We start from the raw sequence: 13,033 nt of genomic DNA on the forward strand, positions 1-13,033 counted from the left end.
TTCCGTTCGAGGAGTGGTGGGGGCCGTGTCCGGCCGGCGCGCGGGACGGGCGCACCGGCCGGGCGCCGGGGTCAGGTGCCGGTCGTCACCCGATCGTCGACGGCCGGGTCCGGTACGGCGGGCCGCGTCGGCGGGCGGACCCGGCCGTCGGCGACCAGCACGGCGAGCACCATCACCCCGGTGAGCAGGGTGCCGAAGAACCACCCGCCGAAGACGTCGGTGAGCCAGTGCTTCTCGGCGTAGATGCGGGTGTAGCCCTCCACCGAGACCAGCACCGCCAGCGCGGTGACCAGGCCGATCAGCACCCGGCGCGGGATCCGCCAGGTCAGGGCGGCCAGCACCAGGATGGTGCCGAAGGTCATCAGCACCCGGGCGCAGCCCCCGGACGGGTAGGTGCCCAGGTCGGTCGGCGGGTGGCCGCGGTCGACGACCACCTTGAGGATCTCCTGGGTGTACTGCTCGACGACGAACTGCAACGGCATCGCCACCAGCGGGATCCACCAGCGGCGGCGACGCCAGGCGACGGCGAAGAGGAGCGCGGCCACCACGGTCACCCACTTCAGCGGGTAGCGGTCGCCGATCGGGGAGATGAACAGGTTGATGTCCGCCCAGGTGTCGACCCGGCGGGCGTGCACGTAGTCGAAGACCGGGTGGTCGACGTGGGGTTCGAGGCGGGAGAGGGCCTCACCGATCGGCCAGCAGACGGCGACGATCGCCGCCGAGCCGGCGAGGAGCACGACCAGGGCCGCGCCGACCCGGCCGAACGCGGCGGTCAGGCCGGCGAGGGCGACCCGGACCCGGTCGGCCGTCCGGCCGGTCTGGACGGCCGCCGCCCACCGGGCCGCCAGCACCGGAACGCACACCAGGGGCACCAGCACGGCCAGCACGGCCAGCACGTAGACGAGGGTCACCGCCGGTCACCGCCGTCCGGTCGGGTGGTGACCGAGGCGCAGCCCGCCCCGGGCCGCGTGACGCAAGCCGATCCCATCGTGCCCCCTGATTGTGCCGGCCACCGGCCGGGCCTCCCACCGCGCAGGACCCGGACGATGTCCCCACGCCGTCCCGGGCCGCATCGACCACGCCGTCTCCGGCCGGTGGTCGTCGAGTGGGGACACCCTAGAGGAACGCGAGCCCCGTTCGGTAGCGGCGATGACGGCAGTGTGGCATTTCCCCGCTTTGCCAGTCGGCTCTCCGACAGTCGTCCCAGCCGGCGGGAGAACCGCCGGTCAGCCGCGGGGCAGACCCAACCGGTCGGCGAGCACGTGCAGCAGGGCGGGATGCAGTTTCGGGCTCCAGCCACCGCCACCGGCGGCAAGTTCCGCCGTGCGCAACCACAGCTCGACGAGGTACGCGTCGGCGACCAGCCGGCGCCGCACCGGATCCAGCCCGAACGCCGCGCCGTGCCGGTCCAGCACCTCGACCAGTTCGCCGGTCGCCGCCGGCACGTCCCGCCCGCGCAGCGACAACGCGCTCTGGAACCCCTGGTGGGCGAGGTCGAACCCGACCGGCCGCTCGGCGCCGCTGTTCTCCCAGTCCCAGGCGACCAGCCGGCCCCGGTGGGTGCCGAGGTTCCACGGCACCCAGTCGCCGTGCCAGTGCCCGAACTCCACCGGGGTCGTACCGTCCCGGTCGGCGAGCGCGGCCAGCGCCGCGACCACCGGACCACCGGCCCGCGCGGCCCGCCCGGTCAGGTCGGCCAGGAACGGTGACCCGCGCAACGGTCGGGGGGTCCGCGCGGGCCCGCCGCGCCGGGCCACCGCCAGCATCGCGGCCACCTCCGGCCGGTGCGGGTGGCGCGGTCGGCGCACCCGGGCCGGCATCGGCTCCACCAGGGTCACCGCCAGGTCGGCCCAGCTCACCTCGCGCAGCAGCCGGGGCACGTCGGGAAAGTCACCGCCGTCGCGGGGCAGCTCCCGCAGCGCGTCGGCCTCCGCGCGGACCATCGCCCGGGTCGCGTCGTTCCAACCGATCTTCGCGTACGCCCGGGCGGCGCCCCGGTCGTCGAAGAGCTGCAACGTCGGCTTGTGGTGCGGGTCGGGCGGGCGGATGCCGATCGCGGCGTGCAGCCGTCGTCCCGCCAGCCGGCCGAGGTGCTCGGCGAGCAGCAGCGCGGCGGGGTCGGCGTCGGCGGGGACCGCCACCGTCAGCACCGGCATCCGGGCCAGCCCGGTGGCGCCGAGGCCGGCCAGCACGCCGACAGCGAACCGGTTGGCCCGCACCCGGTGCGGTCGCAGCGCGTTGTACGCCAGGGTCGACGCCGCGCCGACCCGCCGGGAGACCAGCGGGAGCAGGAACTTCGCCCGCTCCACCGAGGGCACCACGGCGTACCGGACGGCCGGGTGGTGGCCCCGGGGCACTGCCGCCGGGCCGGCCGAGACACCAAGCCACAGTCTCGGGTCGCCGAAGATCGCCCGGGTCACCCAGCCCAGGCCGTCCTGACGGGTCCGTGGGTCCTCCACCACCGTCGCGCCCTCCCCTGTCCCGCCCGACCGCCGTGCGTTGGCGGACACGATAGGGGCAGCCGGCAGGACGCCGCCCGGCGGGCCGGAGCCCGGCGGGCGGCGTACCGGCCCGGTCCGGTCAGCGTTGCCAGACGCGGACGTAGTCGACCCGGAAGTCGGCCGGGAAGCGGGTGGCCGCGTCGGGGTCGCCCAGCCAGCCGCCGACCTGGAAGTTCAGCCGCAGGTTGAACGGCTTGCTGAAGGCCTCGTCGAACCACGGCGTGGTGCTGCGGTCCCGCTGCCAGACCTGCCGGCCGTCGATGTACCAGCGGATCACGCCCGGCTCCCACTCGGTGGTGTACGTGTGGAAACCGTCACCCGGGTAGCCGACCGGGAAGTCCCAGCGCTGGTCCTGCTTGACCGGGGTGTAGTCGTAGAAGATGGCCTGCGTGGCGGCCTCGTGGTAGGACCCGCCGCCGGGCAGCTCCACCACGTCGATCTCGCCCTTGCCGCCGTCGTCCGGGCGCAGCCAGAACGCCGGCCAGAGGCCCTTCGAGTCGGCCGGCCCGTTGGGCGACTTGGCCCGCATCTCGAAGCGGCCGTAGGTGAACGACGCCTTGCCGATGGTGTCCAGGTAGCTCTGCGTGTACTGCCGGGTCTGCGAGCTGCACACCGCGGTCTCCCGCTGCGCCCGCAGGGTCAGCACGCCGCCGGAGACGAAGGTGTTGTCCGGGTCGTCGACGTTGCAGCCCCGGTCGATGTCGCGGCCCTCGTTGTCGCGCAGGTTCCACCGGTTCAGGTCGACGGTGGGGCCGGTGAACTCGTCGGACCAGACCAGCCGCCAGCCGGGCACGTCGGTGCCGGGGCTGCTGGTCGGCGGCGGCGGCGCGGTGGTGGTCGGCGGCGCGGTGGTGGCCGTCCGGGTCGGCGTCGGCGCCACCGTACGGGTCGGCGACGGCGTCGGGGCGACCGTGGTCGGCGCGGGGGCGGTGGTGACCGACGGGCGGACCGGCGGCCGGCCGCCGCGCTGGTAGGTGACCACCAGGTTCGGCCGGATCGCCACCCTGGTGTTCTCCCGGGAGGCCCAGTAGATCCGGGTGTTCCAGTTCTCCTGGGTGAGCGCGAAGGTGACCTGGCCGTTGCCCCTGACCGCGCTGGAGACGTCCCACTCGTTGTAGCCCTGGGTCACCTGGTCGACGGCGGCCAGCGCCGGCCCGAGGGCGGGTCGCTGGGCCCAGGCGCCGGTGCCGGCGGCGGTGCCCTGTGCGGCGTGCGCCCGGACCCGGGACGCGAAGGGCTGCCAGGCGTAGACCCGCAGCGACGCCCTGACCCCGACCGCGTCGGCGGGCAGGCCGCGCACGGAGAACTCCAGCACGGCGTCGCGCTGGCCGTTGCGGTTGCCGTCGCAGAGCTGCGGGCAGCTCGCCAGCGTGGTCTTGCTGCCGTTGTCACCGTCCTGCGGCACCTGGGTGGCGGTGGTGTCCGCGACGGCGGACAGCACGATCGGCGGCACCTCGGCGGCGACCAGCGGCATCATCGTGGCCACGATGCCGGTGACCGCGGTGACGCCGAGGACACTGAGGACGACGGCCTTGCGTCGGCCACTGATGGCCGGAAGGGCGCGGTGGAGTCCGTGCCTGCTCAAGGAACACTCCCCGGTTGGGCGACGATTACCGGCAGCAGCGTATCGACCCGATGCAGGTGTGGCCGAAAGGAAATCACCGCGACCACCCGACTTAACCGAAGCATAAGAGAGAGCGGGATGCTTTTGTTGGGGCCCGAAAACGAATGCCGGCTTCCCCCGGTTACGCCTGATTGACGGGAAAGCCGTATTCCTGCGTGACTGGTCAGTGGCGGGCCGCGACCAGCGCCGCCCGCATCGCGTCGACCGGGGCGGGCACTCCGGTGAACTGCGTGAACTGGCCGACGGCCTGGGCCAGCAGCAGGTCGAGCCCGGAGACCACCCGACGGCCGGCCGCCAGCGCCGAGGCGGCCAGCGGAGTGGGCCACGGGTCGTAGAGCGCGTCGAAGAGCACCGTGGAAGGTCCCCAGTGGACGTCGGCGGCGAGCGGGTCCGCGACCCCCTTCGGCACGGTCGAGACGACCACGTCGACACCGACGTGCCGGCCGGCGTCCGCCCAGGCCGCGGCGACCAGCTCCACCCCGACGGCCACCGCCACCGGACGCAGCTCCTCGACGGCGGCCGGGCGGCGGGCCACCACGGTCACCGTGGTCGCGCCGAGCCGGGCGGCGGCGGCGAGGGCCGCCCGGGCGGTGCCGCCGGCCCCGAGCACCGTGACGGTGCCGCCGGACGCCACCCCGGCCGAGGTCAGCACGGTCACCATGCCGGCGACGTCGGTGTTGTCGGCGTACCAGGAGCCGTCCGGACGACGTACCAGCGTGTTGGCGGCGCCGACGGCGGCGGCGACCGGCGACGCCTGGTCGGCCACCGCGAGCGCCGCCTCCTTGCCCGGCATGGTCACCGACAGCCCGGCCCACTCCGGGCCCAGGCCGGCGACCAGCGCCGGCAGCTCCGCCGCACCGCACTCGATCCGGCTGTACGACCAGCCGGCGAGCCCGGCGGCGGCGTAGCCGGCGTTGTGGATCACCGGGGAGAGGGAGTGCGCGATCGGCCGGCCGAGCACCGCTGCCCTCACCTGCAGTTCTCTCCGCTCAGCACCCCGTTGTCACACATCTGCTTCTGGAGATTGCGGAAGTCGGCGTCGTTGGAGCCGTAGCCCATCGTGCCCTTCTTGTCGACGGTCATGAAGTAGACCCAGTTGCCCGGGGGCGGGTTCATCGCGCCCTTGAGGGCGTCCTCGCCGGGGTTGCTGATCGGGGTGATGGTCAGCCCGTCCGCCCCGTGCGTCCGGTACGGGTTCTTCGGGTCACGCAGCTCACTGGCCTTGAGGATGTCGGAGTCCTTCGGGTCCTTGCCCTGCAGGCGGAGCCAGTAGTTGATCGCGCTGTCGATCTCCAGGCACTTGCAGTGGTAGTTGTCGGTGTAGACCCGGTTGTAGATGACCCGGGCGACCTTCGGCAGGTCCACGTGGTTGACCGACTCGGCCTGCGCGATCGAGGCCGTGATCAACGCCTCGTACGGCGAGATGCCACGCTCGGACTCCACCGTCTCGACGAACTTCATCTCGCCGGTGACGGCGAGGAACTTCTCCACCATCATCGACAGGATCTGCTCGGCAGTCGCCTTCGGCGGGATCTCGTAGGTGGCCGGGAAGAGGAAGCCCTCCAGGCTCCGCGGCCCCTTCTTGCCGTCCTTGCGATTGAACCAGAACTCCGGCACACCCAGTTTGGCCGGGTCCTTGGCGGCGGCCTTGAACTCGGCGACCGGGATCTTGGTCTCCTTGGCGAGCACGTCGTAGATCGCCAGAGTGATCATGCCCTCGGGGATCGTCACCCCGTTGACCACCCGGTTCTTCCCGTCCAGCAGCATGGTGAGCGCGTCCGCGGCGCGCATCTGCTTCCTGACCTTGTACCGGCCGACCTGGATGTTCTTGCTGCGGGCGTTGTCGTCCGCCGCCTCGACGAACGCCTTGGTGCTCTTGACCACACCGGCGTCGTAGAGGGTGTCACCGATGGCGGTGGCGGTGTCGCCGGTCTTGACGTCGACCAGCGCCTCGCCCGTACCGGGGCCGTCGTAGTCCGGGGTGATGAAGTGGTTGCGGATCCGGTCGAAGCCGACGAAGGCCCCGCCGCCGATGCCGCCCAGCAGGACGAGGGCCATCAACAGGGCGAAAATGGTCTTGCCAGGCCCGCCGCCCGACTTGCCGTTGCGTCGGTTGACGAAACCGCGCCGGTGCCGGCCCTTCTCACCCCGCTCCTGCTCGTCGAACCCGAGGTCCAGATCGTCGATCATTCCGTCCGCCTCCGCTGCGCTTCCAGCCAGCTCTGCAGGATCTCGACCGCGGCGGCCTGGTCGACCACCGCGCGTTGACGCTTTCCCCGTACGCCACGCTCGGCAAGCCTACGAGACGCGACGACCGTCGACATCCTCTCGTCGGTGAGCGTCACCGGAACCGGCGCTATCACATCGGCCAGTCGGCTCGCGTACGCGGACACGTGTTGGGCGGCGGGACCGTGCTTGCCGGCGAGATTGACCGGAAGGCCGACGACAACCTCGACGACCTCGTGCTCGGCGATGAGATGGACGATCTCGGTGAGATCGCTCGGCACCGCGTCCGGGCCGGTGGTCAGGTCGCGGGCCAGGGTGACCAGCGGGGTGGCCAGCACCCCGTGCGGGTCGGACCGGGCCACCCCCACCCGGACCTGCCCGACGTCCACGCCCAGCCGGACGCCCCGGGACAACTCACCCATGGCGGGCTGTTCCTCCACTGTGACAAGCCAGGGCGGACCGCGTCGGTCCGCCCTGGCTCCCTCGATGTGCCATCACGCCTCGGCGATCGCCTTCTCTACCGTCAGCAGCAGGTTCGGCGCCTCGGCGGCCGGCAGGCCACCGCCCTGCGCGACGTCCTGACTGCCGCCGCCCCGACCGGAGAAGGCCGCCTTCACCAGGTCGTTGGCGGCCAGCCCACGCCCCCGCGCCGCCGCGTTCACGGCCACCACCAGGGACGCCTTGCCGTTCGACCGGGCCGCCACCGCGACCACCGCCGGCCGCGCGGGGTCGATCTTGCCGCGGATCTCCTGGGCCAGGGTCCGCACGTCGTTGCCGGCCGCGCCCTCCGGCGCCTCGGTGCCGACGTACGCCACCCCACGGATGTCCTTCGCCTGGCCGGCCAGCGCCGCCGCCCCGCCCAGCACCAACTGGGCGCGGAGCTTCTCCAGCTCCTTCTCCGCGTCGCGGAGCTGGGTGACGGTCTGCTCCACCCGGTCGGCGACCTGGTCGCCGGGCACCCGGAACAGCTCCGCCAGCCGGGACACCAGCAGGTGCTCGCGGGCCAGGAAGCCGAACGCGTCCATCCCGACCAGCGCCTCGATCCGGCGTACCCCGGAGCCCACCGACGCCTCGGAGAGGATCTTCACCAGGCCGAGCTGGGCCGAGCGGGCCACGTGGGTGCCGCCGCACAGCTCCCGGGCGTAGTCGCCGACCTCGACGACCCGGACCCGCTCGCCGTACTTCTCGCCGAACAGCGCCATCGCGCCGATCCGACGCGCCTCCTCCTGGGTGGTGATGAAGGCGTTGACCTCCAGGTCAGCCAGGAGCACCTCGTTGACCTGCTGCTCCACGTCGTGCAACACGCTCGGCGACACCCCGGTCGGGGTGTTGAAGTCGAACCGCAGCCGGCCCGGCGCGTTCAGCGAACCCGCCTGGGTGGCCGACTCGCCGAGGAAGTTGCGCATGGTCTGGTGCACCAGGTGGGTCGCGGTGTGCGACCGGGAGATGGCCCGCCGCCGGGTCACGTCGATCTCGGCGTAGCCGGTCTCGCCGGCCCGCACCTCGCCCCGGACCACCTTCGCCCGGTGCACGATCAGGCCCGGCACCGGCTGCTGCACGTCGAAGACCTCGACCTGGCCGCCGCCCACGGTGATCAGACCCTGGTCGGGCTGCTGACCGCCGCCCTCGGCATAGAACGGGGTGGTGTCGAGCACCAGCTCGACGGTGTCACCCTCGACCGCCGCGCCGACCGCCGCGCCGCCGGCCAGCAGCGCGCGGACCCGGGACTCCCGGTGCAGCTCGGTGTAGCCGGTGAACTCCACCGCCCCGCCGTCGTCGCGCACCGACCGGTACGCCGACACGTCGGTGTGCCCCGTCTTGCGGGCCTGCGCGTCGGCCTTGGCCCGGTTGCGCTGGTCGGCCATCAGCCGGCGGAAGCCCTCCGCGTCGACCTGGAGGCCCTGCTCGGCGGCGATCTCCAGGGTCAGGTCGATCGGGAAGCCGTAGGTGTCGTGGAGCTGGAACGCCTTGTCGCCGGAGAGCGCCGGCTTCCCCGCCGACCGGGTCTCCGCGATCGCCGTGTCCAGGATCGTGGTGCCGGCGCGCAGCGTGGAGAGGAACGCGTCCTCCTCGGCGTACGCGTACTGGGAGATCCGGTCGAACTCCTCGGCCAGCTCCGGGTACGACGGGGACATGCAGTCCCGGGCCACCGGCAGCAGCTCGGGCAGCGCCCGGTCGCCGTAGCCCAGCAACCGGACCGCGCGGATCGCCCGCCGCATGATCCGGCGCAGCACGTAGCCACGCCCCTCGTTGGACGGGGTGACCCCGTCGCCGATCAGCATCAGCGCGGTGCGTACGTGGTCGGCGACCACCCGCAGCCGCACGTCGTCCGGGTGCGACTCGCTGGCCACCTGGCCGGAGTGCGCGCCGTACCGCTTGCCGGTCAGCTCGGCGGCCCGGTCGAGGATCGGCCGTACCTCGTCGATCTCGTAGAGGTTGTCGACGCCCTGCAGGACGGAGGCCATCCGCTCCAGGCCCATGCCGGTGTCGATGTTCTTCGCCGGCAGGTCGCCCAGGATCGGGAAGTTCTCCTTGCCGGTGCCCGGACCCCGCTCGAACTGCATGAAGACGAGGTTCCAGAACTCCATGTAGCGGTCCTCGTCGACCGCCGGGCCGCCCTCGCGGCCGTACTCCGGGCCCCGGTCGTAGAACAGCTCGGAGCAGGGGCCGCACGGGCCGGGAATGCCCATCGACCAGAAGTTGTCCGCCTTGCCCCGGCGGACGATCCGCTCGGCCGGCACCCCGACCGACCGCCAGATCCCGAACGCCTCGTCGTCGTCGAGGTAGACCGTCGGCCAGATCCGCTCCGGGTCCAGCCCGTAACCGCCGTCGGCGACCGGCTTGGTGACCAGGTCCCAGGCGAGCGGGATCGCCCCGTCCTTGAAGTAGTCACCGAAGGAGAAGTTGCCGTTCATCTGGAAGAACGTGCCGTGCCGGCTGGTCTTGCCGACCTCGTCGATGTCCGGGGTGCGCAGGCACTTCTGCACGCTGACCGCCCGCTGGTACGGCGGGGTCTGCTGCCCCAGGAAGTAGGGGACGAACTGCACCATGCCGGCGTTGACGAACAGCAGGTTCGGGTCGCTGATGGCGGGCAGCGGAGCGGACGGCACCACGGCATGGCCGTTCGCCTCGAAGTGGGCGAGGTACCGCCGCTTGATCTCCGCCGTCTTCATCGCTGGGGTTCCTCCGGAAAGATCTCTCGGTCACCGATGCGCGGGTCCTCCCGCAGCTCGGCGAACTGGTCGTCGAACGCCTCACCGCGGGCGAACGCCTCGTGGATCTCCTGCTCGCGCTCGGCCATCCCGATCCGTACGTCCGCCACGAAGCTACGCAGCGACTCGACCAGACCGCCAGCGGATTCGGACAGCCCGCTGGCGATCCCGGCCGGGGTGTACGCCTGCGCGGTGCGGGTGGCCTTGCGGACCACCACCACGCCCACGGCCAGCCCGATGCCGAGCCAGAACAGTCGCCTCATGCTCTCATTCCTCCTGTGCGCCGCCGGCCGGTCAGCGGTTGCCGCGCTTGGCGGCGCGGCGCTGCTGCTTGATGGTGTCGCGCACCTCACGTTCGGTCTCGGCGGTCCGGCGGGCCGAGGCGGCCCGGCGGACGCCGTAGCCGAAGGCCGCGACCTTCACCAGCGGGTTCGCCGCGGCGGCGGAGACGACGGTGGCCAGGTTCGCCACGTTGGCGGTGACGTTCTGCGCGTGGGTGGTCATCGTGTCGACCTTGGCGAGTTGCAGGTTCACCCCGTCGAGGGAGGTCTGCACCTGCTCCAGCGCGGTGTTCACGTTCCTCACCGTGATGTTGACCTCGCCCAGCAACGGGGTGGTCTGCTCGTTGAGGTCGTTGATCATCCGGGTGGTGGCGTCCACGGTGTGCCGCAACCGCAGGATCGGCACCGCCAGGACGAGCACCAGCATCAGGAAACCACCGGCCGCGACCAGCGCAGCGATCTGTCCACCATCCACGCATGTCCTCCTCAAGCAGGGTTCCGGGACCCTCGCCCCGGAACGTGCGACCGTCATACCCACACCGTCGCGGCGGTGACCCGGGCAGGGTCACCGGGAGCAGGCGGGCCTGCCAGCCCCAGACCCTACCGTCCGTGATGGAAACCGGCTCACGACGGTGAGCGTGTCAGGTCGCCGAGCGGATCATCGGTGAACGTCGGGAACGGATCCTCACCGGTCAGGGAAGGATCGGTGCTCGGCTGTGGTCGGGTCCGCTCGTCGTCGATCGCGTTGCGGACCTTCACCGACACCAACGATCCGGCACACTCGCCCGCTGCGGGCGAGGCCGGCGGAGACGGCGGCACGGCCGGTCCCCCGTCGACCGGTGGCGGCACGCAGGTCGGTGCCCGGACCCAGAGGTCCAGGGTGAGTTCGTCCCGCCGCCAGCAGGTGTAGCTGCCCTTGGCTTGCTGCTCCGGGCACCGGGTCACCTGCCACGGCCGCCAGCCCTCCGACCGCAGCGCCTGCTCGTAGACCGTCGCGGTCTCCTCCGGCGCGCGGTCGGACTCCACGGTGCGCTCGCGCAGCCGGCAGTCCTGCAGGCACCAACGGCTGCCGCTGACGTTGTCCACCGTCTCCACCGCCGCCCAGCCGGGCACGCCCAGCTCGTCGAGGGTGTCGAAGACCGGGTCCCGGCTGAGCGTCCGGAGGCCGAAGTAGAGCGGAACCGCGCCGAGCAGCACCACGCTGACCAGCACCAGGAGCGCCAGCCGCAGCCGTCGCCGCTCGCGGACCTGGCGACGCAACTCGGACCGGGCACCGTCGGGGGCGGCCTCGGACGGGTCGTCTTCCGTCCCCGGGCGCAGCGGCGGGCCGCTGACCGGGTCGTCCGGCCCCGGGCGTGCGCCGTCCGGCGGGACCACCGCCACCCGGGCCACGCCCGGCCCGTCGACCCGACCGGAGGGCGGGACGGCGGCGACGCCGGCCGGCTCGGCCCGGGCCGGCGGGACGGCCCGGCCGGTGGCCTCGTCGGGTCCGGCACCGGGTCGGACGGTCGGCGCGGTGGCCCGGGCCACCGCCGCCCCGGCGACCACTCCACCGGCGGCGGCGGGCCGGGGACCAGCGTCGGGACGCGCGCCGGCGTCCGGATGCGCACCGGGACGAGGGCCGGCGTCGGGATGAACGGCGGGCCGGGGACCGGCGTCGGGATGAACGGCGGGACCGGGGGCACCGGCGGGACGCCGGGGTTCGTCTCCGGGCGCGGGCGGGCGGGCGGTGCCGGTGGCCGGCCCGGCCGGGCGGGCCGCGCCACGGGCCGGGGTGCCGGGCCGGGGTGCCGCCCCCGGGTCCGGCCCGCCGCCACGGGGGCCCGCCGGGGCGACGCCGTCCGGACGCGGGCCGAGCGCGGCGACACCGTCCCGACGGGGTCCGGGACCACCGGCCGGGGCCGGGGCGCCGGGGCGGGGCGCACCGGACGGGGACGCCGAGGCAGGACCATGCGGGCCCGTGCCACCGGAGGTCGGTGCCGCCGGCCCGGGGCCACCGGACATCGGCCCGGCGCCACCGGGACGCGGACCACCGGACCCCGACCCGCCAGCCGGACCGGCCGGACGCGGACCACCGGAGGCGGGCCCCGGGTCGGCGCGGGGGCCCGGGACGCGGTCCGGGCCCGTGCCGGTACGCGGGCCGGGGGCCGCCGCGCGGGCACCCCGGACCGGATGCTGGTCGTCCCCCGCCGGCCCCGTGGTGGGCCCGGCCGGACGACCGTGGCCCTGGTCGGGCGGGGTCGGTCGGGCCGCGCCCCGGGCCGGCCCGGACTGGCCCGGCCGGGGGGCCCGGGGCTCGACGTCGGGCCGATCCGGCACCCCGGACTCACCCCGACGACCCGGGGCGGCCGGGCCGGGTGGCACCGCACCCGGCCCACCGGCCGGGGTCGACCGGTTGAGCACCCGCAGTGCGGGATCGGTGTGCGGGGTACGCCCGGCCTGCCGCAGCCAGTCGGCCGGCCGCTCGGGTCGGTCAGCACGCGGCTTGTCCCCCGGGGCGGGCACGGCCCGGTGACCGGCCGTCTCGTCGCCGTCCGGTCTGGCCCGGTGGCCGGCCGGTGGCTCGCCGTCCGGCCTGGCCCCGAGGGTCGGCGGCGCGGCGGCGTCCGGACCGGGGCGGTGCCCGGCGGGCCCATCGGCGTCCGGCCTCGCCCGGCGGCTCGGCGGTTCCGCGACGTCCGAGCCGGGGCGGCGTCGACCGTTGTCGTCACGAGCAGCCGCACCGGGGCGGCTGGCACCGGGAACGGGCGGGGCCGCACCGGGAACCGGCGGCGCGTTGCCACTCTGCGGCACCACCGGCTCGTCCGGCTCGGCGGCGCGACGCCGGCCGCCCCGCTCGGGGGCCGCCGGGACGCCGGCCCGGCGTCCGGCGGTGGGCGGCGCCGCGCCGTCGGCGGCGTCGCGGCGCAGCCGCGCGGTACGGGGATCGGCGGCGGGGGCGTCGGGTCGAACTCCGCCGACCGGTGCCGCCGGCTCCGGGCGGGGACCGCCGACGGCCGGGGACGCCGGAGCGGGTCGGGGTGCGCCACTGACCGGTGCCGCGCCCGCGTGCGGTCCGCCCGCCGGGACCGGGTAGGCCGGGTCGGCCGGGGGCTCGCCGGGGCGGGCCGCATGGACCGGCCCACCCCGACCCGCCGGTTCGGCCGGGTTCGGCCGCCGGCCGCCCTGCCGGCCGTCGGGCACGGTCCG

Annotated in this window: 10 protein-coding genes; all 10 read right to left on the reverse strand. The window is 74.2% G+C overall.

From position 1 onward, the window contains the following. Positions 1–71: 71 nt before the first annotated feature. The 10 genes from ACIQG9_RS16225 to ACIQG9_RS16270 all read right to left on the reverse strand — a co-directional run bounded on the left by ACIQG9_RS16225 (position 72) and on the right by ACIQG9_RS16270 (position 11,164). Positions 72–911: a phosphatase PAP2 family protein gene (locus ACIQG9_RS16225; protein ID WP_400402642.1), complete on the reverse strand. Its 840-nt coding sequence runs from the start codon at positions 909–911 to the stop codon at positions 72–74. A 315-nt stretch (positions 912–1,226) separates the two neighbouring features. Continuing rightward, complete coding sequence (locus ACIQG9_RS16230) at positions 1,227–2,462, reverse strand: hypothetical protein (protein ID WP_400402644.1); 1,236 nt, start codon at positions 2,460–2,462, stop codon at positions 1,227–1,229. A 118-nt stretch (positions 2,463–2,580) separates the two neighbouring features. After that, entirely contained in the window at positions 2,581–4,086 is a 1,506-nt protein-coding gene (locus tag ACIQG9_RS16235) for a family 16 glycosylhydrolase (protein WP_400402646.1), read from the reverse strand. 202 nt (positions 4,087–4,288) lie between these two features. Beyond that, positions 4,289–5,098: a shikimate dehydrogenase gene (locus ACIQG9_RS16240; protein ID WP_400402649.1), complete on the reverse strand. Its 810-nt coding sequence runs from the start codon at positions 5,096–5,098 to the stop codon at positions 4,289–4,291. Beyond that, on the reverse strand, positions 5,095–6,315 hold the full coding sequence (gene mltG / locus ACIQG9_RS16245) for an endolytic transglycosylase MltG (RefSeq protein WP_400402652.1): 1,221 nt from the start codon (positions 6,313–6,315) through the stop codon (positions 5,095–5,097). The genes ACIQG9_RS16240 and mltG overlap by 4 nt, the downstream gene beginning before the upstream one ends. Beyond that, complete coding sequence (gene ruvX / locus ACIQG9_RS16250; protein WP_400402655.1) at positions 6,312–6,773, reverse strand: Holliday junction resolvase RuvX; 462 nt, start codon at positions 6,771–6,773, stop codon at positions 6,312–6,314. The genes mltG and ruvX overlap by 4 nt, the downstream gene beginning before the upstream one ends. A 72-nt stretch (positions 6,774–6,845) precedes the next feature. Then, positions 6,846–9,524 (reverse strand): alanine--tRNA ligase, encoded by a 2,679-nt coding sequence (gene alaS, locus ACIQG9_RS16255; RefSeq protein WP_400402657.1) that lies wholly within the window; start codon positions 9,522–9,524, stop codon positions 6,846–6,848. Then, positions 9,521–9,826: a hypothetical protein gene (locus ACIQG9_RS16260; protein WP_400402659.1), complete on the reverse strand. Its 306-nt coding sequence runs from the start codon at positions 9,824–9,826 to the stop codon at positions 9,521–9,523. The genes alaS and ACIQG9_RS16260 overlap by 4 nt, the downstream gene beginning before the upstream one ends. A 31-nt stretch (positions 9,827–9,857) precedes the next feature. Then, a complete protein-coding gene (locus tag ACIQG9_RS16265) occupies positions 9,858–10,319 on the reverse strand; it encodes a DUF948 domain-containing protein (protein ID WP_400402661.1) in 462 nt (153 codons plus the stop codon). A gap of 149 nt (positions 10,320–10,468) precedes the next feature. Then, positions 10,469–11,164, reverse strand: coding sequence for a hypothetical protein (locus ACIQG9_RS16270; protein WP_400403209.1), 696 nt, complete (start codon positions 11,162–11,164; stop codon positions 10,469–10,471). Between the last annotated feature and the right edge of the window lie 1,869 nt (positions 11,165–13,033).

The sequence above is a fragment of the Micromonospora sp. NPDC092111 genome, assembly GCF_044755745.1.
Taxonomy (GTDB): Bacteria; Actinomycetota; Actinomycetes; order Mycobacteriales; family Micromonosporaceae; genus Micromonospora.